This window comes from Candidatus Pelagibacter sp. uisw_098, from assembly GCF_059512505.1.
On the sequence record NZ_CM183454.1, the window covers coordinates 203,081 to 224,959 of the forward strand.

24 protein-coding genes and 1 riboswitch are annotated in these 21,879 nt (G+C 30.4%); of the genes, 19 read left to right on the plus strand and 5 right to left on the minus strand.

Going from position 1 to position 21,879, the window contains the following annotated elements:
- The first annotated feature begins 54 nt into the window (after nucleotides 1-54).
- From AC5YF9_RS01085 to panB, 9 genes are read left to right on the plus strand one after another with little or no spacing between them, the layout of a single operon-like run.
- The gene (locus AC5YF9_RS01085; protein ID WP_415304223.1) at nucleotides 55-702 is read left to right on the plus strand and encodes a phosphatidylserine decarboxylase; all 648 of its coding nucleotides are present in this window, start codon (nucleotides 55-57) and stop codon (nucleotides 700-702) included.
- A 3-nt stretch (nucleotides 703-705) separates the two neighbouring features.
- Entirely contained in the window at nucleotides 706-1,509 is an 804-nt protein-coding gene (gene pssA, locus AC5YF9_RS01090) for a CDP-diacylglycerol--serine O-phosphatidyltransferase (protein WP_415304224.1), read from the plus strand.
- Complete coding sequence (locus AC5YF9_RS01095; protein ID WP_415304225.1) at nucleotides 1,510-2,421, plus strand: glycosyltransferase; 912 nt, start codon at nucleotides 1,510-1,512, stop codon at nucleotides 2,419-2,421.
- Complete coding sequence (locus AC5YF9_RS01100; protein ID WP_415304226.1) at nucleotides 2,422-3,033, plus strand: RlmE family RNA methyltransferase; 612 nt, start codon at nucleotides 2,422-2,424, stop codon at nucleotides 3,031-3,033.
- Nucleotides 3,034-3,070: 37 nt separating this feature from the next.
- Nucleotides 3,071-4,147, plus strand: coding sequence for an IMP dehydrogenase (gene guaB / locus AC5YF9_RS01105; protein WP_415304227.1), 1,077 nt, complete (start codon nucleotides 3,071-3,073; stop codon nucleotides 4,145-4,147).
- Nucleotides 4,147-4,584, plus strand: coding sequence for a tetratricopeptide repeat protein (locus AC5YF9_RS01110; protein WP_415304228.1), 438 nt, complete (start codon nucleotides 4,147-4,149; stop codon nucleotides 4,582-4,584). The genes guaB and AC5YF9_RS01110 overlap by 1 nt, the downstream gene beginning before the upstream one ends.
- The gene (gene guaA / locus AC5YF9_RS01115; protein ID WP_415304229.1) at nucleotides 4,574-6,139 is read left to right on the plus strand and encodes a glutamine-hydrolyzing GMP synthase; all 1,566 of its coding nucleotides are present in this window, start codon (nucleotides 4,574-4,576) and stop codon (nucleotides 6,137-6,139) included. Before AC5YF9_RS01110 ends, guaA begins: the two co-directional genes overlap by 11 nt.
- Nucleotides 6,140-6,165: 26 nt before the next feature.
- Nucleotides 6,166-6,585: a VOC family protein gene (locus AC5YF9_RS01120; protein WP_415304230.1), complete on the plus strand. Its 420-nt coding sequence runs from the start codon at nucleotides 6,166-6,168 to the stop codon at nucleotides 6,583-6,585.
- Nucleotides 6,586-6,588: 3 nt separating this feature from the next.
- Nucleotides 6,589-7,362, plus strand: coding sequence for a 3-methyl-2-oxobutanoate hydroxymethyltransferase (panB, locus tag AC5YF9_RS01125; protein WP_415304231.1), 774 nt, complete (start codon nucleotides 6,589-6,591; stop codon nucleotides 7,360-7,362).
- Between the two features lies 1 nt (nucleotide 7,363).
- Here panB and AC5YF9_RS01130 read toward each other — a convergent pair whose 3' ends face one another.
- Together AC5YF9_RS01130 and AC5YF9_RS01135 are read right to left on the minus strand one after the other, a co-directional pair.
- Complete coding sequence (locus AC5YF9_RS01130) at nucleotides 7,364-7,978, minus strand: YjbE family putative metal transport protein (RefSeq protein ID WP_168606596.1); 615 nt, start codon at nucleotides 7,976-7,978, stop codon at nucleotides 7,364-7,366.
- 104 nt (nucleotides 7,979-8,082) lie between these two features.
- Nucleotides 8,083-9,339, minus strand: a complete 1,257-nt coding sequence (locus AC5YF9_RS01135; protein WP_415304232.1) for an ABC transporter substrate-binding protein — start codon at nucleotides 9,337-9,339, stop codon at nucleotides 8,083-8,085.
- Between the two features lie 107 nt (nucleotides 9,340-9,446).
- Between AC5YF9_RS01135 and AC5YF9_RS01140 the strand changes: the two genes are divergently transcribed.
- From AC5YF9_RS01140 to AC5YF9_RS01155, 4 genes are read left to right on the plus strand one after another with little or no spacing between them, the layout of a single operon-like run.
- Nucleotides 9,447-10,313 (plus strand): branched-chain amino acid ABC transporter permease, encoded by an 867-nt coding sequence (locus AC5YF9_RS01140; RefSeq protein ID WP_415304233.1) that lies wholly within the window; start codon nucleotides 9,447-9,449, stop codon nucleotides 10,311-10,313.
- Between the two features lie 2 nt (nucleotides 10,314-10,315).
- Nucleotides 10,316-11,326: a branched-chain amino acid ABC transporter permease gene (locus tag AC5YF9_RS01145; protein WP_415304234.1), complete on the plus strand. Its 1,011-nt coding sequence runs from the start codon at nucleotides 10,316-10,318 to the stop codon at nucleotides 11,324-11,326.
- Nucleotides 11,323-12,045 carry an ABC transporter ATP-binding protein gene (locus AC5YF9_RS01150; protein ID WP_415304235.1) on the plus strand — a complete coding sequence of 241 codons (723 nt, stop codon included), beginning with the start codon at nucleotides 11,323-11,325 and terminating at the stop codon, nucleotides 12,043-12,045. Before AC5YF9_RS01145 ends, AC5YF9_RS01150 begins: the two co-directional genes overlap by 4 nt.
- Entirely contained in the window at nucleotides 12,035-12,742 is a 708-nt protein-coding gene (locus tag AC5YF9_RS01155; protein ID WP_415304236.1) for an ABC transporter ATP-binding protein, read from the plus strand. Before AC5YF9_RS01150 ends, AC5YF9_RS01155 begins: the two co-directional genes overlap by 11 nt.
- Here AC5YF9_RS01155 and AC5YF9_RS01160 read toward each other — a convergent pair whose 3' ends face one another.
- From AC5YF9_RS01160 to AC5YF9_RS01170, 3 genes are read right to left on the minus strand one after another with little or no spacing between them, the layout of a single operon-like run.
- Nucleotides 12,743-13,528 (minus strand): putative hydro-lyase, encoded by a 786-nt coding sequence (locus AC5YF9_RS01160; RefSeq protein WP_415304237.1) that lies wholly within the window; start codon nucleotides 13,526-13,528, stop codon nucleotides 12,743-12,745. It lies immediately after the preceding gene.
- A gap of 4 nt (nucleotides 13,529-13,532) precedes the next feature.
- Nucleotides 13,533-14,024 (minus strand): tetratricopeptide repeat protein, encoded by a 492-nt coding sequence (locus tag AC5YF9_RS01165; protein ID WP_415304238.1) that lies wholly within the window; start codon nucleotides 14,022-14,024, stop codon nucleotides 13,533-13,535.
- A gap of 3 nt (nucleotides 14,025-14,027) precedes the next feature.
- Entirely contained in the window at nucleotides 14,028-14,801 is a 774-nt protein-coding gene (locus AC5YF9_RS01170; RefSeq protein ID WP_415304239.1) for a 5-oxoprolinase subunit PxpA, read from the minus strand.
- 27 nt (nucleotides 14,802-14,828) lie between these two features.
- On the opposite strand from AC5YF9_RS01170, the gene AC5YF9_RS01175 reads away from it, so the two are divergent.
- The 6 genes from AC5YF9_RS01175 (at nucleotide 14,829) to gcvP (ending at nucleotide 21,875) form a co-directional block, all read left to right on the plus strand.
- Nucleotides 14,829-15,515, plus strand: coding sequence for a 5-oxoprolinase subunit B family protein (locus AC5YF9_RS01175; RefSeq protein ID WP_415304240.1), 687 nt, complete (start codon nucleotides 14,829-14,831; stop codon nucleotides 15,513-15,515).
- Entirely contained in the window at nucleotides 15,508-16,461 is a 954-nt protein-coding gene (locus tag AC5YF9_RS01180; RefSeq protein ID WP_415304241.1) for a 5-oxoprolinase subunit C family protein, read from the plus strand. The genes AC5YF9_RS01175 and AC5YF9_RS01180 overlap by 8 nt, the downstream gene beginning before the upstream one ends.
- Nucleotides 16,448-17,341, plus strand: coding sequence for a DMT family transporter (locus AC5YF9_RS01185; RefSeq protein WP_415304242.1), 894 nt, complete (start codon nucleotides 16,448-16,450; stop codon nucleotides 17,339-17,341). Before AC5YF9_RS01180 ends, AC5YF9_RS01185 begins: the two co-directional genes overlap by 14 nt.
- Nucleotides 17,342-17,365: 24 nt before the next feature.
- Nucleotides 17,366-17,455, plus strand: a riboswitch (glycine riboswitch).
- Between the two features lie 77 nt (nucleotides 17,456-17,532).
- Nucleotides 17,533-18,639, plus strand: coding sequence for a glycine cleavage system aminomethyltransferase GcvT (gcvT, locus tag AC5YF9_RS01190; protein ID WP_415304243.1), 1,107 nt, complete (start codon nucleotides 17,533-17,535; stop codon nucleotides 18,637-18,639).
- Nucleotides 18,636-19,016 carry a glycine cleavage system protein GcvH gene (gcvH, locus tag AC5YF9_RS01195; protein ID WP_415304244.1) on the plus strand — a complete coding sequence of 127 codons (381 nt, stop codon included), beginning with the start codon at nucleotides 18,636-18,638 and terminating at the stop codon, nucleotides 19,014-19,016. Before gcvT ends, gcvH begins: the two co-directional genes overlap by 4 nt.
- Nucleotides 19,017-21,875, plus strand: a complete 2,859-nt coding sequence (gene gcvP / locus AC5YF9_RS01200; RefSeq protein WP_496169910.1) for an aminomethyl-transferring glycine dehydrogenase — start codon at nucleotides 19,017-19,019, stop codon at nucleotides 21,873-21,875.
- The last annotated feature ends 4 nt before the right edge of the window (nucleotides 21,876-21,879 follow it).

A 21,879-nucleotide genomic window follows, 5' to 3' on the forward strand; every position in this document is an offset into this window, starting at 1 on the left:
TTGTAATTCAGTGCTTTATATACATATTAATAAAAAATTATCAAATAGAAGCTTATGTTAGAGAAAATTTTCCCAAAAATTCATTCTGAAGGATACAAATTTTTAGCTATAGCTATTATTGTAACAATTTTTTTATACTTCCTTAGCACCTTTCTTGGATTAATTGGTCTTATATTATCTATATGGGTTTATTATTTTTTTAGAGATCCTGAACGAATTTCAATAAATGATGAAAATTACCTAACTAGTCCAGCAGATGGTGAGGTTTTAATGGTTCATGAAGTGGATGGACCAAAAGAACTAGGTTTAGAAGATAAAAAATTCACTAAGATTAGTATTTTTATGAACGTATTTGATTGTCACGTTAATAGAACACCTTGTGAAGGTAAAATTTCAGAAATACTTTACAAACCAGGAAAATTTTTAAATGCATCACTCGATAAAGCAAGTGAAGACAATGAAAGAAACTATTATAAGATAACGAATAACCATGGAGAAGAGGTTATTGTTGTTCAGATTGCAGGTTTAATTGCCAGAAGAATAGTTTGTGAGTCTTCAAAGGATCAACATTTGCAACAAGGTGAGAGAATTGGAATGATAAGATTTGGAAGTAGGGCTGATGTTTATTTTGAAAACTATGAAACGTTAGTCAAAGTAGGACAAAAGACAATTGCTGGTGAAACGCTATTAGCTAAAAGATAGCTTATGGAACAACCTAAAAATAATTTTAAAATCGTATCAGATAAAAAAGCTAGAATGCTTTTGCCTAATGCACTGACATTAATAAATGTATGTATTGGTTTAAGTTCTATTAAATTTGCATTAGATGAAAAATTTGAACTATCTATTATAGCTATTATATTTGCAGCAATTTTTGATACTTTAGATGGTAGGGTTGCAAGGATGTTAAAAGGAACTTCCTTGGTTGGAAAAGAATTAGACTCATTAGCAGATTTAATTAGTTTTGGTGTAGCACCAGCTTTTATAATGTATTTCTGGTCTTTAAATAATTTAGGTAAATTTGGCTGGTTACTTACAATGATTTTTGTGGTTTGTGTTGCTCTTAGACTTGCAAGATTTAACGTGAACTCAAATTCAGAGCCATCATGGAAAGATAATTACTTTGAAGGTGTACCTTCACCAGCAGGTGGAATTTTGGTATTGATGCCGTTAATATTAAGTCTAAGTGAGATAAATTTGATAAAGATTAACTACAATATAGTAGTACCAACATTTTTTATTTTGATTTCATTTTTATTGATCAGTAAAGTTCCAACATTTGCTTTTAAAAAGATTTCCATACCACGTCGTATGACAATTTTTGCATTGTTTGGTGTTGTGTTATTTTTTGGACTTTTGTTAATATATACATTTAAAGTTTTAGTCATTTGTGGATTAATCTATATTTGCTTAATTCCATTTGGATACTTCAGTTATCAAAAAATTTATAAACAGAAAATTTTAAGTGGTGAAAATCATGATAATGATGATCTTGAAGACATATTGTAGATGAAAAAAAATGTAATTGTATCTCTGGCTGACTCAAATTACTTTGAATTACTTAATGAATTAGTCGATTCTATTAAGAGTTATGAAAAAAGCAAAGATACAGCAATCTGCATTTTAGATGCTGGTTTGTCCGAGCAACAAAGAGACATATTATCTAAAAAAGTTGACGAAATTAAATCAGCCAAATGGGACATTGATGTTTCGGCATTTAAAGTAAAAGGAAGAGAGTGGTTAAAGAGTCAAATATCTAGAGCCTTTTTACCAAAATATTTTCCTAGTTATGAAAAATTCTTATGGATTGATTGTGACGCCTGGGTAGGAGATTGGAATTCAATAGAACTTTATTTTAAAGCTTGTGAAAATGGTAAATTAGGAATTACTCAAACTTTTACACCTGGATATAAAATAATGTCTAAAGTTACTTGGATATTTGGACAACTCGCAATAATTAAATCTCAAAATTTTAAACATGCAATAAAATCAAAAATTGGAATAGATAAAGCACGAAAACTTGCCTTTGCCCCACATATTAATATTGGTGTTTTTTCTTTAGAAAAAAATTCAGTTGGATGGATTACATGGCAAAAAAATTTAGAACAAACATTAAAAGCTGGAAATATTTTTGGATCAGAACAATTAGCTATTAATATGTCTGTTTACATCGATGATTTAGAAACTGAGTTCTTGCCTCATAATTGCAATTGGTTAGTTAGTAATCTTTTACCAAAATTTAACGAACAAGAAAAAAGCTTTGTCGAACCTTATCTGCCTAATCATAAATTAGGTATAATACATCTTGCTTCTGGAATCTGGGATGATGATAAGGATATGAGACTACATAAAGAGGTAAAGGTAAACATAAAAACTTTAGAAAATAAAATTTTATCAAAAAGTTTAAGGTTTGGTCATTAATTGAAAAAGAATAGAATTTCAAAAAATTGGATTAATAAACAAAAAAGAGATATTTATGTTAGACAATCTCAGATAGATGGTTATCGAGCTAGATCAGCATATAAATTAATAGAAATAGATGAAAAATTTAAGATATTAAAAAATGGAATATCAGTAATAGATTTAGGTGCATCGCCAGGTAGCTGGTCTCAATATATTTCAAGAACAGTAAAAAGTGGAAGATTAGTTTCAATCGACATAAAGGATATGGAAGAAATTGAGAATACAATCCAAATCAAAGGTGATTTTACTGATCTAGATTCTCAAGAAAAAATAAAAGGCTTATTCAAATCAAAAGTTGATGTTGTTGTGTCTGATATGGCCGTTAATACAACGGGTATAAAAGATATAGATGCAATTTATACAGGGGAACTTGCGATGGAAGCCATGAATTTTTCTAAAGAAATGCTGGTTAAAGAAGGACGATTTGTCTCTAAGATTTTTTTAGGCTCATCATTTAACGAAATAATTGCCTTAGGCAAAAAATTATTCAAAGAAGTAAAGGTATTTAAACCTAAGTCTAGCAGAAAAGAATCTAAGGAAAGTTTTATTATTTGTAAAATCTTAAGATAGGGACTTTTTTTTTAAAGGGAATCATATATAAATTATTATGGATCCTATAAAAGAAGCACTCACTTTTGATGATGTTACAATGGCACCAAAATACTCAGAAGTTCTACCTTCTGAAGTTGATACCAGCACAAAATTATCATTTAATTTAATATTAAAAATACCTTTATTATCCTCTGCAATGGATACGGTTACTGAGAGTAAAATGGCTATAGCAATAGCTAAAGCTGGAGGTATTGGTGTAATTCATAGAAACCTTAATATTAAAAAACAAATTGAGGAAATTAAAAAAGTTAAAAAATTAAACTTATTAGTTGGTGCGGCTGTTGGAGCTGGTCCTTTAGAACTTAAAAGGGCAGAAGCTATTTTAAAAGAAAAAGTGGATTTAATTGTTGTGGATACAGCCCATGGACATAGCAAAAAAGTTGCTGAAATTATTAAAGCTATAAAAAAATTAAAAACAAACAAGACAACTCTATGTGCTGGAAATATTGCAACAGCTGAAGCGGCAAAATTTTTAATAAAATTAGGAGTAGATATTATTAAAGTTGGGATTGGACCAGGATCAATCTGTACAACCAGACTAGTTGCAGGTATTGGTGTACCGCAGTTAAGTGCAATACTTGCTGTTAAAAAAGGTGTTAAAAATAATAAAGTAAAAATTATTTCAGATGGTGGAATTAAATATTCAGGTGATTTAGCTAAGGCGCTGTCTGCAGGTGCTGATGCGATAATGATTGGCTCTTTATTTGCAGGTAGCCTAGAAACACCTGGAAGACTAATTAAGAAAAATGGAAAATTATTTAAAAGTTTTAGAGGCATGGGTTCTGTTGGAGCAATGAATAAAGGTTCAGCTGATAGATATTTTCAAAGTAAACAAAAAGATATATCTAAATATGTTCCAGAAGGAGTAGAAGGTTTTGTAAAATATAAAGGTGATGTTAAAAGTATAATTTACAAATTAATTGGAGGGTTAAAATCATCTATGGGATATTTAGGTGCAAAAAAAGTTTCAAATCTTAAAAATAAACCAAATTTTGTAAAAATAACTAAAGCGGGTTTTTATGAAAGTATGGTTCACAATGTTGATCAAGTAAAAAATGAGAGCAAGTATTAATGAGAAAAATAGATAAATTAATAATTATCCTATTTATGTTTTTAAATTTTGGAAGCAATTCTTTTGCAGAAAATAATTTTTTTGAAAAAGGAAAAAATAAATACGATGAACAGAAATATGAAGAATCTAAATTTTTGTTTCAAAGAAGTATTGTTTTTAACCCCAAGGATAAAGATTCATATTTGTATTTAGCAAAAATTTATAATTTTGAAGAAAACAAAATAGAAAAACAAAAAAATATAGATACAGTACTATTACTCGATCCAAAAAATGAAGAAGCAAACTATATGCTTATGGAAATAGAGTTAAAAAGATCCAATTACTCTAAAGTAAAAGAATTAGCAGATAATTTTTCTAAAATTTGCAATAAATTGTGTGATAAAAAAAATTCTATTTTAGAATCCTTAAAGAATTTGGAACCTAAAAATGAGTCTTAGTAATAATTTAGGTAAAATTTTAATAATTGATTTTGGTTCTCAATTCACACAATTAATAGCAAGAAGAATAAGGGAATTAGGTGTTTTTTCAGAAATTGTTAGCCACAAAAAAATAAAGATTACCCAGATTGCAAAAGAAAATATTGTTGGAATAATTCTATCTGGTGGCCCTCTTAACGTTTATGAAAATGATAAATTTAAATTTGATAAAAAAATTTTAAAATTAGGGGTTCCAATCTTAGGTATATGTTTTGGGCACCAGATATTATCCAAACTGCTAGGTGGTAAAGTTAAAAAATCAAAACACAGAGAGTTTGGCCTAGCTACAATAGATAAAGTATCAAATAGTATTTTAACCAAAAATTTCTTTAATAAAGACAAGACAAGTAATGTTTGGATGAGCCATGCTGATCAAGTATCAAAAATGCCAAGAAATTTTAAAGTTATAGCATCCACAAAAAATTCTAAATTAACAATAATTGAAAATATTAAAGATAATTTTTATGGAGTGCAATTTCATCCAGAAGTAACACACACGGATAAAGGTAAAATTTTATTACGTAATTTCGTTTTTCTTATATGCAAAATTAAAAAAAACTGGTCCTCGAAAGATCAAAAATTAAAATTAATTAATGAAATTAAAGAACAGGTAGGTAACAACAAAGTAATTTGTGGATTGTCAGGAGGTGTCGATAGTAGTGTGGTTGCGCAATTATTAAGTAAAGCAATTGGAAAAAATTTAACTTGTATTTTTGTTAACAATGGTCTTTTAAGAAAAAATGAAGAAACGCAAGTAGTTAATACATTCAAGAAAAAATTAAAGATGAATTTAATTTATGTAAATGCAGAAAAAGAATTTATTACAAAATTAACAAATGTTTCTGATCCTGAAAAAAAACGAAAAATTATAGGAAATCTATTTATTAGAATATTCGAAAGATATGCTAATAAAATTAAAAATGTTCAATTTCTTGCGCAGGGCACTCTTTATCCAGATTTAATTGAAAGTAAATCTGTTACAGGTAGCCAAACCTCAAAAATAAAATCACATCATAATGTGGGTGGTCTTCCTAAAAGAATGAAATTAAAATTAGTAGAACCTCTTAAATTTTTATTTAAAGATGAAGTTAGAAAATTAGGGCTAGAACTTAATTTATCTAATGACATAATCTCAAGACATCCATTTCCTGGCCCAGGCTTAGCAATAAGAATGCCTGGTGTTATCACAAATGAAAAAATTAAAATTTTGAAAGAAGCAGATTTCTATTTTATTAAGGCTTTAAGAGATCATGGATTATACGATAAAATTTGGCAAGCTTATGCTGCACTACTACCAGTTAAAACTGTGGGTGTTATGGGAGATAATCGTACTTATGAACATATTTGTCTTTTAAGAGCAATTACATCCGAAGATGGAATGACTGCTGATTTTTTTGATTTTCCTAAAGGTTTCATGCAATCAATTTCTAATCAAATTATTAACAATATTAGGGGAATTAATAGAGTAGTTTATGATGTTACCTCAAAACCTCCTAGTACCATTGAATTAGAATAATATTTTATTATAGAGTACAAGATATTATGAAATATTTACACACTATGATTAGGATCTCAGATGTAGAAAAATCATTAGATTTTTACTGCAAGGGACTAGGTTTAATCGAAACTAGAAGAATGGAGAGTGAACAAGGGAGGTTTACTTTAATTTTTTTAGCAGCACCTGATGATGAAAAGGCTGAACTAGAACTAACTTATAATTGGGATGGCGACAAGCTTGGTGATGGATCTCGTAATTTTGGTCATTTGGCATACCGTGTTGAAAATATTTACGAAACGTGTGAGAGACTTAAAGATATGGGCTATACAATTAATAGACCACCTAAAGATGGCCATATGGCGTTTGTAAGATCCCCTGATAATATTTCTATAGAAATCTTACAAGAAGGAAATTTAGAAATTAAAGAACCGTGGGCACCAATGAAAAATAATGGTATTTGGTAAAAAATGAATAGTAAGATTATTAACTTTATTAAAAAAAAAAATAAATCTAAAATTATAAGCCTTACTGCTTACTCTAAAAATATTGCATCTATTATAGATAAACACTGTGATCTTGTTTTAGTAGGCGATTCACTTGGATCTGTACTTTATAATTTTTCTTCTACAAAAAAAGTGACATTAGATATAATGATTGAGCATTCTAAAAGTGTAAGGATGGGTGTTAAAAAAAGCTTAATGGTAGTAGACATGCCTCATAACACTTACCGAACCTCAAGAGAAGCTTTAAGAAATGCAAAAAAAATAATCTCTAAAACGAAGTGTGATGCTGTCAAGCTTGAAGGTGGTATAAAAATTGTTCAAATAATCAAAACTTTAATTAAGAACAAAATTCCAGTAATGGGTCATCTGGGTGTTCTTCCACAGTCTGCAAAAAATTTTAAATTTAAAGGAAAAGAAACAAAAGAAAGAAAAACTATTTTAAGAGACTCTAAGCTCTTAGAAGAAGCTGGTGTATTTTCAATTGTTTTAGAATGTGTTGAAAGCTCATTGGCAAAAGAAATTACAAAAATGATTAATATTCCCACGATTGGAATTGGTGCCTCAGTACACTGTGATGGACAAGTTTTAGTTACAGATGATCTTATAGGATTAAATAAAATGAAAGCTAGATTTGTTAAACGGTATTCAAATATTGAAAAACAAATAAATGATGCTGCACTAAAGTTTAAGAAAGATGTAGTTACAAGTAAGTTTCCTACTAAGAAACATTCATACTAAATTAAAAGTATTGTTTAAATGTTTCGTTAATTGATAAAACACCATAATCATTTAATCCACCAATTATTAATTGTAGTGCCACAATTAAAATAAAACCTAGTCCCACATAGGCTATCCATAAGTGTTTTTGAATATAATTTGCTAAATAAGTAGCTAATGCACCAGTTAATACTACAGATAAAACAAGACCAAATATCATGAAACCAAAATAGCCTTTTGCAGCACCAACTACTCCAATAACGTTATCAAAGCTTATCGTAATATCTGCGAATAAAACCTTATAAATACTTTTTACAAATGAAGGTTCTGTAGATTTTTTTACTGGTGATTTAATTTTATTTTTCATTTCAACTAAATCTTTTCTTAAATCATTAACAATCCAAATTAGAAGTAGTCCACCTAAAATTTTAATATAATAAAATTCAAATAGGTATGTAGCAAAAAGAGCAAAAATAATTTTAAAAACTAATGCTCCAGCAACTCCCCAGAGAATTATTTGTTTTCTATTCTTTGGTACAAAGTTAGCAGCAATTAATCCAATAATAATGGCGTTATCAGCAGCTAAGATGATATCTATAAAGATGATTTGGGTTAAAATTATGAATTCTTCGATCAAGATTTTTTTATAATATTAAATAAATATTATAATTCAAGAAAAGTATTTAATAAATAAAAAAAGGCGACCATGTTAATGATCGCCTTTAATAGTATTAGTCTAAATTATTTTTGAGACCAAGTTGGCATCGGGTACTGCAATTTACATGCAGCTAGTTCAAATGGATAAACTGTACAGTATTTTCCACCTTGTACTTGCATCAAAATACCTCTTGTTTTTTCATTTTGACCATCAGCACCAAATTTAATACCTCTGTATGGAACAATAAGAGAGTCAGATGACATATCTAAATCTACCAATGCTTGTCTAATTTTTTCTGGGTCTGTCGATCCAGCATTATTAATTGCATTAGCTAATGCCATAAAACCAGTAAATGCTCTAGCAGGTACATCTGATAAATCTCTTCCACCAGAATGTGTCTTAAATAGTTCATTTACAGTTCCAATCATTGGAATTGTAGTTGCTAAGTCAGTGTTGAAAGGAGATCTTGTAATTACTCCTTCAGCTTTGCTTCCCATGGTAGCTATAAATTTTGGATCAGTATAGCCAGCATTTTGTGCAACTAAAAGTTTAGGATTATAATCAAGTTCTTTGGCTGTGTTTAAAAATAAGTAAGCATCAGCTGTATAAGAAGATGGCAATAAAACATCTGGGTTTTTTGCTTTTAATCTTTGTACTTCAGAACTTAAAGAAGTTGTTTTTGCTTTATAGCTAATTTTTTCAACAACTTTATAACCTTTGTCTTTAGCCATTTTGTTTTGCGTTCCACCACTATCAGCTCCCCAAAGAGTATCTTCATGAATAATTCCAAGTGTCTTTAATTTATTATTATTCTTAGTGTTAAAATCATCCATAAATTCAAACATTAATTGAGTAAACTCACCATCATGCGGTGTTACTCTAAAGAAATATTTAAATCCTCTTGTAGTTAATTTTGGTGAAGTAGACTCACCATTAACCCAAGGTATACCAGCTCTTTCAGATACTTGACTTGCTGCACCTGTTACAGATGAGTAGTAAGCACCAAACATTGCATGAACTTTATCAGAGTTTAACATTTTCTCTGTTTCACCAACTCCAATATCTGGTTTTCCACCATGATCACCAACAACAATTGAAATTTTTCCACCACCTAAACCTTTTAGGCCTGCATCTTTTGCTAAAGGCATACCAGGAATGTTATGGCTGTTGTTTATTATGTCTAAAGCAGTTTGAACTGCTGCTACGGCATCCTTTCCAACCTGAGCAACAGGCCCAGTTAATGGATAAAGTACTCCAATTTTAACATTTTCTGCAGCACTAATTGTAGGTGCACAAACTAATGATAAAAAAGTAAATACTGAAAGTATTAATTTTTTCATTTATTTTCCCTCTTATTTGTTTTTTTTAAAAATATAATCTAATACTATATGTGATATCAATTCAATGACTTACTATTCAATCAACAGTAGAAATTTATAAAAAATAAATGACAACTGAAATAATTTTACAAGCAGTAGTGACAGGATTAATGATGGGTTTAATTTATGCATTAATTGCTGCTGGGTTAAGTTTAATTTTTGGATTAATGGACATAGTAAATTTTGCTCATGGCGAACATTTGATGTTATCAATGTTTTCATCATTTTGGTTATGGTCTTTATTTGGATTAGATCCAATTTTTTCAATCCCAATTACAATTTTATTAATGGCTTTTTGTGGGGTGTTAACTCATTATTTTTTGATTAGATATATATTGAAAGCCAAAATGTTAATCCAGATTTGTGCAACTTTTGGATTATCAATATTTATTAGATCAATTGCACAGTTTTTATGGACACCAGATTTTAGAAATATTGATAAACCATTATTAGAAGGAAGATTAGAAATTTCAGGTATTTTTATTGGACAGCCTCAACTGATTGCTAGTTTAGTTTGTTTGGTTGCTTTTATTCTTCTTTATCTATTCGTAACAAAAACTGAAACTGGTTTAGCACTGCAGGCAACAGCACAAGACAGGCATGCAGCTGAAATTTTAGGTATACCATCTGATAAAATGTTTGCTATTGGTTGGGCAATAGGACTTGGTTGTGTCGGTGTCGCTGGAGGAATGATGGCAAATTATTTTTTTATCTTTACTGACGTTGGAATAAATTTTGCTCTATTTGCATTTGTTGCAGTGGCATTAGGAGGCTTTGGAAGTATTATTGGGTGTTTGTATGCAGGAATTATTATTGGATTAGTTGAGTCATTAGGTGGTTTGCTAATAGATCCATCTTTTAAACTTTTATATGTTTTTGCAATTTACTTACTAGTTGTAATTTTTAGGCCACAAGGTTTGTTTGGAAGGTATTAATTATGGATAAATTATTAATAGCTAAATCAGAACCTGTCTGGAATACAGATAAAAGAATTATATCTTTAATTGGAGGTCTAATTGTACTGTTATTTGCTTTACCTCATTTTGGATTGAATTCTTTCTACCTTCATTTGATGATAATGATTTTTATGCACGCAGTTATGGCTCAGTCATGGAATGTAATTGCAGGTTTTTCAGGACAAATTAGTTTAGGCCATGGTGCTTTTTTTGGAATTGGAGCATACGCAACATCATTTCTGTATGTTCAGTACGGTATATCCCCATGGATAGGTATTTTTGTTGGAATTATTCTCTCAGGGCTTGCTGCAGTTTTAATCGGTATACCAATGCTGAGACTTAGTGGACATTATTTTGCGATTGCCACCTTATTAATTGGAATTAGTTTTCAAATTATATTTCAAAGATGGGAGTGGGTAGGTGCCGCATCAGGAGTATGGGTTCCCATGACTTCAGGAGACTCTTTATTAGCTCTTCAATTTCATAGTAGTAAAATGCCTTATTATTATATTTTTTTAGTATTTTTTATAATTACATTTTTTTTAGTTTGGCTCTTAAGTAGATCAAAATTAGGATACAGATTAAGAGCTGTAAGAGATGATCCACAGGCAGCATTAAGTTTGTGTATCAATGTTTCTAATTATAAAATCATAGCCTATGTAATCTCAGCAATGATAATGGCGCCAATGGGAAGTTTATTTGCTCAGTATATACTTATAATTGATCCAGATAGAGTGTTTAATATAGAAATTTCAATTATTGTTTTATTGATCACAGTCCTTGGTGGAATTGGAAATGTTTGGGGGCCTATTGTGGGTGCAGCTATTCTTATTCCAATTTCAGAATATTCTAGAATTTATTTAGGTGGAACAGGAGGAGCTGTAGATTTAATTCTCTATGGGTTAATTCTAATGCTAATTTGCATTTTTAGACCAGAGGGGCTTATATCTTTTTTTCCAAAAAATATTTTAGAAAGGAAAAAACAAAGATGAAAATTTTATCTGTAGAAAATTTAAGTAGATCTTTTGGAGGTATAAAAGCCAATAATGATATTTCTTTTGATGTTGCAGAAGGTACAATTTTGGGAGTTATAGGACCCAATGGTGCAGGCAAATCTACTTTGTTTGATTTAATTACTGGCTATACAAAAACTGATAATGGCAAAGTTAGTTTCTTTAATAAAGATATATCAGGTTTAAGTCCTGACAAAATTAGCAGTCTAGGTATTGGAAGAACTTTTCAAAAATTAAAACCTTTTGCGGATCAAACATTATTAGAAAATGTAATGATTGGCTCGTTTGTGAAAGAAGACAATATTAAAAAGGCAAGGGATAAAGCTTTAGAAATAATAGATTTTGTTGATCTTATAGAAAAGAGACATCATTTTGCTAGAGAGCTTTCAACAGGTCAAAGAAAAAGATTAGAAATGGCAAGAGCAATGGCAATTGAACCAAAACTATTATTAATGGACGAAGTTACAGGAGGTGTTGATCAAAAAACTATCCCAGGTTTAGTTGAGTTAATTAAAAAACTTAAAAAATCTGGTGTAACAATAATTACCATTGAACATAATATTAATATTATAATGGAAATTTCTGACAATATTCTAGCGCTAGATCAAGGTAAAAGAATTGCTTATGGAACCCCAAAAGAAATTCAACAAAATGAAGAAGTAATAGACTCATATTTAGGAACTGTTGATGCTACTTGATATAAAAAATATTGATGTTTTATATGATGATTTTCAAGTTATTTGGGATGTATCAATAAATGTAGATAATGGAGAAATGGTTGCTCTTTTAGGACCTAATGGATCTGGTAAAAGTACAATTTTAAATACAATCAGTAATTTAGTTAGCCATAAGAATGGAAGTATACATTTTAAAAATAATCTAATTTCTGAAATCCCAATCTTTAAAAGAACTGAATTAGGAATTTCCCATGTTCTTGAGAGACGAAGAGTATTTCCACACCTTACTGTTATGCAAAACCTTGTCCTTGGTGCTTGGCATCCTAAAGCAAAAGAGGAATTGAGTAGTTCTTTGTCTAAAGTTTATAAAATTTTTCCAAAACTAGAATCTAGATCAAGCCAGTTAGCTCACACTATGTCTGGTGGTGAACAACAAATGCTTGCAATAGCTAGAGGACTGATGGGACTTCCAAAACTTTTGATGGTAGATGAACCATTTTTAGGATTATCACCCCTAGTAGTAAAAGATTTAATAAAAATATTCAAAAATGTGGTTAGTGAAGGAGTATCAATTCTTTTTGTTGAGCAAAATGTAAGATTGGCACTAAGCATGGCTGATAGGGGCTATGTTCTTGAGAGTGGAAGATTAGTCATTAGTGGTAAATCTAATGAATTAATTAATAACGAAAAAGTTAAGAAGGTTTTTTTAGGAAGCTAGTTATAAAGCTGCCAAATCATTATTTAATTTATCTGTAATAAGCATTTTTCCTGGAGCATGCGTTATACAAAAGTCAGGTTTTGAATCTTGTAAAACAGATTGAGGCGTTACTCCACATGCCCAAAACACAGGAATTTCATTATTCTTAAATGCCTTAGGAGGATCGCCATATTCAGGATTCATTATATCTTTTATTCCAATTTCTGATGGATCACCTAAATGAATAGGAGCACCATGAACTGCTGGGAACCGAGAACTAATTTGAATTGATCTAATAGCATCTTTTGAATTTAAAGGTCTCATAGAAACAACCAATTTTCCTGAGAACTGACCTGCTGGCTCACAATCTATCGATGTTCGATACATTGGAACAATAGTATCATTTTCAATATGTTGGATAGGTATTCCCGCCTCAATTAATGGTAGCTCAAAAGACATAGAACATCCCAAAACAAATGTCGTTAAATCTTCATTCCAATATTTTTTAATGTCATATGGTTCATCAATAATTTTTCCTTTTTCCCATATTCTATATTGAGGAACATCTGTCCTAATATCAATATCCCCTAAATCTTTTAATGACGGATCTCCTTTTATACCAAAACCTATTAGAGGACATGGTTTAGGATTTTTTTGACAAAATGATGCAAAATCCATTGCATATTTGCTGGGCAATATACAAAGATTACCCTGCACATATTTACTAGCAGTTCCTGCTGTTTGATCTTTGTACTCATTTTTTCTAATAATTTTTCTAGCTTCAATTGGATTTTGAATATTGAGCATAAATTTAATATTTAGATTTTTTAGTACCTTCAATTATTTCTTTTAGTTCGTCATATTTTTCACAGTTGCAAGTTTTCAAAACTTCTAGTCTTTCTTTAGCCATATCCATTCTATTAGTGGCTACATAAAGTTCACCAAGGTACTCATTTATTCCATTATGATTGGGCTCAATTTGTAAGCCTTGTAAGTAAAATTTTTCACCCCCTTCATAATCCCCAAGTTTTCTAGTAGTAAAACCCAAATAATTTAAAGTATCTGCCTGTAATGGTTTTTCATCATTAGATTTTAAAAGAAGCTTTTGTGCTTTTGCATATCTTTTTTGTGCTTTTTCAGTTTTACCTTTTTTTTCATATTTCTTGGCAGCTTTAATTAAATTTTTTGCTTTTGCATAGTTTGATACTTTTGGGGTAGAATCGTTATCATCGCTACTCCCTGCAGAAAATGAATTATTAGTAAGTGCTATTATTATTAGTAAAGTATAAATAAGTTTTTTCATATTTTAATTAAATTTATCCATTTTATTTAAAGGTTTTAGTTCTAACCCATTATCAATTAAATTATCCCTGATAGATTTAGCAGTTGCTAATGAGCTTTCATTATCACCATGTATACAAACCGAGTCAATCTCACAAGGTATCTGTTTACCACTGAGACAATTTATTGCCTGATTTTTAACCATGTTCAACACATGTTTCTTTGCTAACTCAGGGTCAGTGATTAAAGCATTTGGTTTACTTCTAGAAATTAAATTTCCATTATCTTCATAATTTCTATCTGCAAAAATTTCACAAGCTATTCTTAAACTATTTTTCTTAGCAGCAACTTCCATTTGCGAACCAGTTGGGACAAGATAAATGATATCTTTATTAATCTCTTTAATGGCCACTGCTAGAGTTGTAGCTAATTCCAGGTCTTCACAAGCCATATTATTAAGTGCCCCATGTGGCTTAATATGAGTAACATTTTCATTATAATTTTGAGCAATTTTTTGTAATATTTCATATTGTTCAAAGATTAGTTTTTTTATTTCTAAAGAATTTAAATTCATTCTTTTTCTTCCAAAGTTTTCAGGATCATTAAAAGAAGGATGAGCACCCAAACTAACACCATTTTTTTTTGAAATTTGAATAACCATATCCATTGTTTGTTCATCTCCCGCATGGTAGCCACATGCAATGTTGGCAGAATTTACAATATTAAGTAATTCTGGATCATTCTTGATAGAATGAAACTTAGATTTTTCCCCTAAATCACAATTGATATTAATTTCCATACTCTTTAGTCTGGAGTATAACATGGCATGGTTAAAAATATATTAAATCTTGGTGATGCAGCCGTATATTGTGATTTTGGCTTAGAAGTTAATGAAACAATAAATTCAAGCGTCATAGATTACTTTCACCATATATCAAAATTAATAAAAGATAAAAAGATTGAAGGAATAACTAACTTAACACCCTCTTATAATAAATTAATCATTAGTTTTGATTTAACTATAACTAACTATAAAAAAATTAAATATTTTATAGAAGGCTTAACCATTAATAGAGATATTCAAAATAATAACAAAAGAATTAAAATTCCAGTTTGTTGTGATGATGAGTATGGACTGGATTTTTTGAGATTAACTAAAAAATTGAATATAGATAAAAAAAAAATATTAGAACTATATTTTAACAAAGAGTATTTTTGTTACATGACAGGTTTTATTGCTGGAATGCCTTTTTTAGGAGATCTTAATGAAAATATTAGATGCGATCGATTGGAAACACCAAGATTAAAGATGCCTAAGGGATCGGTAGGAATAACAGAACAATTTGCAAATATTTATACTTTTGAAAGCCCTGGTGGTTGGAATATTATTGGTAACACCCCAAAGAAAATTTTTGATGATAAAAATTTAGTTCAACCAGCTCTAGTTAATCCAGGTGATAAAGTAAGTTTTTATCAAATAACAAAAGAAGAACATTTAAATTGGAATGAATAAAGCATATTTTGAGATTTTAAGGGCTGGAGTTAATACTACCATTCAAGACAAAGGTAGAAATCATTTATATCATGTTGGTATTGCAGTAAGCGGTGCAATTGACCAAAGAAATTATACATTATCAAATAGACTAGTTGAAAATCAATTAGATGAGCCTGTATTAGAGTTTGCATACCAAGGCCCTCTTTTAAAGTTAAAGAATGGAAAAATTAATTTTGCAATATCTGGGGATATTTTTTTTAAAATTATTAGAAAGAATTTAAAGGTTGAAGAAGGTGAGTGTTATAAAAGTTATTTTTTAGATGAAGAAGATCAAATAGATATAATATCAACCAAAAATTCTACGTATGGATACTTAGCTGTAAATGGTGGCTTTGATGTAGAAAAAACCTGGAGCAGTTATTCCATAAATACTAAAGCAAATATTGGACCAAATAATGGAAAAAAATATTCGTTAAATGATAAAATTTTTATTAAAAAAATTGATATCAAAAGCCTAATAAACAAAAAAATAAATTTTGATTATTCTACTGATAACATCATTAGAATTATTAAAGGTACAAATTTTGACTATTTTTCTAAGGATGCAATAGACAAATTTTTTAATGAAGATTTTTTAATCTCAAACCTTGTTGATAGAATGGGTATAAGATTAAAAGGTCCTAAATTAGAAAATATAAAAAACACCAACATCAAATCAGAAGGTTTAGTTAGAGGAGTTATTCAGGTACCTGCTGATGGTAATCCAATAATAATGTTGTCGGATCATGGAACAGTCGGAGGATATCCAAAGATTGGTGTAGTTATTACTGCTGATCTTGATTTAGTTGGGCAATTAACTCCTGGAACAAAAATAAACTTTAAGGAAGTAAGTCTTGAAGAAGCTCAGAATATATTTAAAGCATACACAGAAGATACAAATAGATATTTAAATGAATGTAATTAATAAAATTCCAGGTCCATTACTGATTTTTATGGGAGCTTTAAGTTTAAGTTTTGGTGGGCTTATTGTAAAAAAATTTGAAGGCTCTACAGAGTGGCAAATTCTTTTTTGGAGATCTTTATTTTTTACGCTTACAGTTTTAGCCTTTTTAATAATTACTTATAAAAAGAAAACTTTAAGCTCTTTCTATAAATCTGGATTGCCAGGTTTTTTTGGTGGTATTGTATTGTCATTCGGATTTTGTGGTTATGTATATGCAATGTCTAATACATCAGTTGCCAATACTAATTTCATAATCTCATTACAAATTTTATTTCTTGCAATTTTTGGTTACTTATTTTTAAAAGAAAAAATTTCAACAATAACTCTAGTTTCAATAATATTAGCAATAACAGGAGTTACTTTAATGGTTGGCAATGATCTTAGACCAGGTAACCTTTCAGGAAATTTAGCTGCATTTACAATGCCTATTACATTTGCGGTCTTAATCATGATTGTAAGAAAATTTCCTACAGTAGACATGATTCCTGCTCAATTTGTTGCTGGAGTAAGCTCTTGCTTAATAGGGTTAAGTGTATGTATTTACTATTCACATAATTTAATGGTTTCACCTAATGATATATTTTTAGGTTTCTTAGCAGGTTTTTTTCAAGTTGGTTTTGGTTTTATATTCATTACCATCGGTGCTCGTAGCACTCCTTCAGCAATGGTTGGAGTAATTATGCTATCCGAATCTGTTTTGGGGCCTGTTTGGGCTTTTCTATTTGCAGGTGAACGGGCATCATTATTTACATTAATTGGTGGTGCAATTATTTTATTTGCTGTTTTACTTCAGTTTTCATCGTTGCTTTTGTCTAATAAAAAAGAAAAAATTATTAATTGACTCTGACATACATCTGGTAGATTATTCTTCTATACGGGAGAGACTACAGACTATCGTAGCGCCGAAGGAGCAACCACCCAGGAATCTCTCAGGCAAAAGGACCGTAGCATATTAACTCTGGAAAGAGATTAAGTTCTCGCCGACGGAATAAAACTCTCAGGCAAACATACAGATGGGTACAGTGAGTTAATATGGAAAATTTAAAAACAGCACTTTATAATTTACATCTAAAGCATGGAGCTAAATTTGTTTCATTTGCTGGTTATCAAATGCCAATTCAATATTCTAAAGGAATTATTGAGGAGCATAAAAGTACAAGAGACAATGCGGGTATTTTTGATGTGTCACATATGGGTCAGCTATTCATTAAAGGAGACGACACATTAGCAAAAAGTCTTGAAAGAATTTTTCCAGCTGAATTGAGCAATGCTAAATTAAATCAGTCAAAATATAGTTTTTTAATGAATGAAGAAGCAGGAATTTACGATGATTTGATTATCACTAAAGTTGAAGGCGGTTTTAACATTGTATTGAATGCTGCTTGTAAGAATACAGATTTTAAACTTTTATCTAAATTATTAGAAAATAAGTATGAAATGATTTTAAGCGAAGAATTATCTCTTATAGCAATACAGGGGCCAAAAGCAGTCCAAATATTAGAAAAAATAATCAATGGAGTATCAGATTTAAAATTTATGAATGGTGATACATTTAACTATCTTAAAGAAAATATTTACATCACAAGATCAGGCTATACAGGTGAAGATGGATTTGAAATATCTATAAAAAATGATGATGCAGAGGTGTTTGTGCAAAACCTCTTAGATGAAGGGGCCAGTTTAATTGGACTAGGTGCCAGAGATACCTTGAGATTAGAGGCGGGACTTTGTTTGTATGGTCATGACATGGATATCAATAAAAGCCCAGTAGAAGCTAATTTAAAATGGGCAATATCAAAAAATAGAATTCTTGAGGGTGGGTTTATTGGATGTGAAAAAATTAAATCTCAAATCGAGAAAGGGGTAAGTAAGATCCGCGTAGGTATTAAGCCAGAAGGTAGAATTATAGCTAGAGAAAAAACATCAATATTTAGTGAAGATAATAAAAATATTGGGGAAATTACAAGTGGAACTTTCGGACCAAGTGTCCAGGCCCCAGTCGCCATGGGTTATATAGAAAATTCATTTTCTAAAATTGATACTAAGGTTTTTTTAGAAGTGAGAGGAAAAAAATATCCGGCATTTATAAGTAATTTGCCATTTTATAAAAAAAGTTATGTGAAAGGAGTTAGCAAATGAGCGAAGTAAAATATTCAAAAGAACATGAGTGGATAAAATTAGATGGAGATACTGCTATTATAGGAATCACACAACATGCAACCGAAATGCTAGGTGATATTGTTTTTGTAGAGCTACCAGAGATAGGGTCTTCTGTTGTTAAAGATGGTAATGCAGGTGTTGTAGAATCAACAAAAGCTGCAAGTGATATTTATACTCCTGTATCTGGAGAAATTATCGAAAACAATCAAGCAATTGTTGATGATCCTGCAAAGGTTAATAATGATCCAGAAAATGATGCATGGTTTTTTAAATTAAAAATTACTGATAAGTCTGAAATGGATTCATTAATGAATAAAGAAGAATACGAAAAATTTTCAAAAGAAAGTGGTAGTTAAATGTTAAAAAATGCTCAAAAAGATTTTATACAAAGACATATAGGTCCATCAGTTGATGAACAAAATGTTATGCTTAAAGAATTAGGCTATAAAAGTCTTGATGATTTAATAAAAGACACTGTACCAGAAAAAATCCTTCTTAAAGATGACTTAGATATTGGAGATCCAAACTCTGAGTATAAAGCACTTAGAAAACTAAAAGATATAGCTAAAAAAAATAAAGTTTATTCTAGCTTTATAGGAATGGGTTATTACGGAACTTATACACCATATGTAATACTTAGAAATATTTTAGAAAATCCAGGATGGTACACTTCTTATACTCCTTACCAGCCAGAAGTAGCACAAGGTAGATTGGAAATGTTATTAAATTTTCAACAAATGATAATTGACTTTACAGGAATGGATATTGCTAATGCCTCTCTTTTAGATGAAGGAACAGCAGCAGCAGAAGCTATGGGATTAAGCTATAGAATATCTAAGTCTGAATCTAAAAAAGTTTTTGTTTCAAAAAATTGTCACCCTCAAACTATCGATGTTATTAAAACAAGAGCTGAACCTTTAGGTTTAGAAATAATAGTTGGTGACGAGGATAAAGATATTAAAGAGGATATTATATGTGGTATTATTCAATATCCTGGTACCCTTGGAGATATAAAAGACCCAAGTGAGGCTATTAGTAAAATACATAAACATAATGGAAAAGCAGTTCTTGCATGTGATTTGTTAGCACTTGCTAAACTAAAAACACCTGCTGAGTTAGGAGCTGATATTGCAGTTGGTAGTTCACAACGTTTTGGAATTCCAATGGGTTATGGTGGTCCACACGCAGCATTTTTTGCTACAAAAGATGAGTATAAAAGATCAATGCCAGGTAGAATAGTAGGTGTTTCAGTAGATAAGCATGGAAAAAAAGCATACAGACTTGCACTTCAAACAAGAGAGCAGCATATAAGAAGAGATAAAGCCACGAGTAATATTTGTACTGCACAAGCATTATTAGCAATAGTCTCTGCAGCTTATGCTGTCTATCACGGTCCACAAGGTATTAAAAAGATTGCAGAAAGTGTTTCTCAACTGACTAAAAATTTTGCAGATAAACTAAAACAATCTGGTTATGAACTTTATTCAAATGATTTTTTTGATACGGTAACAATAAAAACTCTAGATAAAACAGAGAAGATATACAAAAATGCTTTAGATCAAGGAGTAAATATAAGAAAAGTGAATTCTGAAATGTTAGCAGTATCTTTTGATGAAAGAAAAAATCTTTATAGAGCAAATCAGTTATTAAAAATTTTTAATTGTTCAGAAACAATTAAAGAATCCATGAATGAAAGTTTGTCTAATATTCCTAAAAATTTATTAAGAACTTCAACTTATTTAGATCATCCAGTTTTTAATAGATACCATTCAGAAACAGAAATGCTACGTTATCTAAAAAAATTAGAAGACTCTGACATTGCCCTTAATAAATCCATGATTGCTTTAGGATCGTGCACTATGAAACTTAATGCAGTTTCAGAAATGATACCAGTTACCTGGAAAGAATTTTCACAACCACATCCTTTTTCTCCTGTAGAACAAATGGATGGTTACAGGGAGTTATTTACTGATTTAAAAAACTGGTTAAGGTCAATCACAGGATTTTCTGGAGTTTCATTACAACCAAATGCTGGAGCTCAAGGTGAGTTTGCTGGTTTAATGGTAATACGTAAATTTCATGAAAAAAATGGTGAAACAAATCGTAATGTTTGTTTAATACCAAGCTCTGCACATGGCACAAATCCAGCAAGCGCCCAAATGGTTGGTATGAAAGTAGTTGTTGTGAAATGTGATCAATATGGAAACGTAGACTATGAAGATTTAAAAAATAAAGCTGAAGAACATTCGGAAAATTTAGCTGCTCTTATGGTTACTTACCCATCAACACATGGTGTTTTTGAGGAAAAAATAACTGATATTTGTGAATTAATTCATAAGCATGGTGGACAAGTTTATATGGACGGAGCAAACTTAAATGCGTTAGTTGGAATTGCAAAACCAGGTAATTTTGGACCAGATGTTTGTCATATAAATTTACATAAAACGTTTTGTATACCACACGGTGGTGGAGGACCTGGTATGGGACCAATAGCATGTAAAAAGCATTTAGAAATATTTTTACCAAAGCATTCTGTAATTAAAGATTGTGGCCCAGTGACTGGAATGGGAGCTGTATCTGCAGCGCCTTGGGGCAGCTCAAGTATTTTATCAATTTCATGGATGTATATAAAGATGATGGGCTCTGAAGGCTTAAGAAAAGCATCACAAGTTGCAATACTAAATGCAAATTACATTGCACATAAATTAAAAGACTCTTTTCCAATTTTGTATAAGGGTAAAAGTGGTAATGTAGCTCATGAATGTATCATTGATATTAGAACAATAAAAAGTGAAACAGGGATTACAGAAGAAGATATTGCAAAGCGATTGATTGATTTTGGCTATCATGCTCCAACAATGTCCTGGCCTGTTGCTGGTACAATGATGATTGAGCCTACAGAAAGCGAAAGTTTGAGTGAAATTGATAAGTTTTGCTCTACTCTTATAAAGATAAAACAAGAGATAAATAAAATTCAGACTGGCGAATATGACAAGACTGATAACCCATTGAAGAATGCGCCACATACTCACGTTGAATTAACATCCAATAAGTGGGATCATAAGTATGAAAGAGAAGAGGCCGCTTATCCTTCAGATTTTTTAAGAACAAATAAATATTGGCCTCCAGTTGGTAGAGTAGATAATGTTTATGGAGATAAAAACTTGTTTTGCACATGTCCATCTATGGAAGAGTACGAAGATACAGCAGCTTAGATTT

What these genes read in the sequence shown, in the direction of transcription:
- AC5YF9_RS01085 (WP_415304223.1), top strand. Translation starts at nt 55, where the DNA reads ATGTTAGAGAAAATTTTCCCAAAAATTCATTCTGAAGGATACAAATTT.
- pssA (WP_415304224.1), top strand. Translation starts at nt 706, where the DNA reads ATGGAACAACCTAAAAATAATTTTAAAATCGTATCAGATAAAAAAGCT.
- AC5YF9_RS01095 (WP_415304225.1), top strand. Translation starts at nt 1,510, where the DNA reads ATGAAAAAAAATGTAATTGTATCTCTGGCTGACTCAAATTACTTTGAA.
- guaB (WP_415304227.1), top strand. Translation starts at nt 3,071, where the DNA reads ATGGATCCTATAAAAGAAGCACTCACTTTTGATGATGTTACAATGGCA.
- AC5YF9_RS01110 (WP_415304228.1), top strand. Translation starts at nt 4,147, where the DNA reads ATGAGAAAAATAGATAAATTAATAATTATCCTATTTATGTTTTTAAAT.
- guaA (WP_415304229.1), top strand. Translation starts at nt 4,574, where the DNA reads ATGAGTCTTAGTAATAATTTAGGTAAAATTTTAATAATTGATTTTGGT.
- AC5YF9_RS01120 (WP_415304230.1), top strand. Translation starts at nt 6,166, where the DNA reads ATGAAATATTTACACACTATGATTAGGATCTCAGATGTAGAAAAATCA.
- panB (WP_415304231.1), top strand. Translation starts at nt 6,589, where the DNA reads ATGAATAGTAAGATTATTAACTTTATTAAAAAAAAAAATAAATCTAAA.
- AC5YF9_RS01135 (WP_415304232.1), bottom strand. Translation starts at nt 9,339, where the DNA reads ATGAAAAAATTAATACTTTCAGTATTTACTTTTTTATCATTAGTTTGT.
- AC5YF9_RS01140 (WP_415304233.1), top strand. Translation starts at nt 9,447, where the DNA reads ATGACAACTGAAATAATTTTACAAGCAGTAGTGACAGGATTAATGATG.
- AC5YF9_RS01145 (WP_415304234.1), top strand. Translation starts at nt 10,316, where the DNA reads ATGGATAAATTATTAATAGCTAAATCAGAACCTGTCTGGAATACAGAT.
- AC5YF9_RS01150 (WP_415304235.1), top strand. Translation starts at nt 11,323, where the DNA reads ATGAAAATTTTATCTGTAGAAAATTTAAGTAGATCTTTTGGAGGTATA.
- AC5YF9_RS01155 (WP_415304236.1), top strand. Translation starts at nt 12,035, where the DNA reads ATGCTACTTGATATAAAAAATATTGATGTTTTATATGATGATTTTCAA.
- AC5YF9_RS01160 (WP_415304237.1), bottom strand. Translation starts at nt 13,528, where the DNA reads ATGCTCAATATTCAAAATCCAATTGAAGCTAGAAAAATTATTAGAAAA.
- AC5YF9_RS01165 (WP_415304238.1), bottom strand. Translation starts at nt 14,024, where the DNA reads ATGAAAAAACTTATTTATACTTTACTAATAATAATAGCACTTACTAAT.
- AC5YF9_RS01170 (WP_415304239.1), bottom strand. Translation starts at nt 14,801, where the DNA reads ATGGAAATTAATATCAATTGTGATTTAGGGGAAAAATCTAAGTTTCAT.
- AC5YF9_RS01175 (WP_415304240.1), top strand. Translation starts at nt 14,829, where the DNA reads ATGGTTAAAAATATATTAAATCTTGGTGATGCAGCCGTATATTGTGAT.
- AC5YF9_RS01180 (WP_415304241.1), top strand. Translation starts at nt 15,508, where the DNA reads ATGAATAAAGCATATTTTGAGATTTTAAGGGCTGGAGTTAATACTACC.
- AC5YF9_RS01185 (WP_415304242.1), top strand. Translation starts at nt 16,448, where the DNA reads ATGAATGTAATTAATAAAATTCCAGGTCCATTACTGATTTTTATGGGA.
- gcvT (WP_415304243.1), top strand. Translation starts at nt 17,533, where the DNA reads ATGGAAAATTTAAAAACAGCACTTTATAATTTACATCTAAAGCATGGA.
- gcvH (WP_415304244.1), top strand. Translation starts at nt 18,636, where the DNA reads ATGAGCGAAGTAAAATATTCAAAAGAACATGAGTGGATAAAATTAGAT.
- gcvP (WP_496169910.1), top strand. Translation starts at nt 19,017, where the DNA reads ATGTTAAAAAATGCTCAAAAAGATTTTATACAAAGACATATAGGTCCA.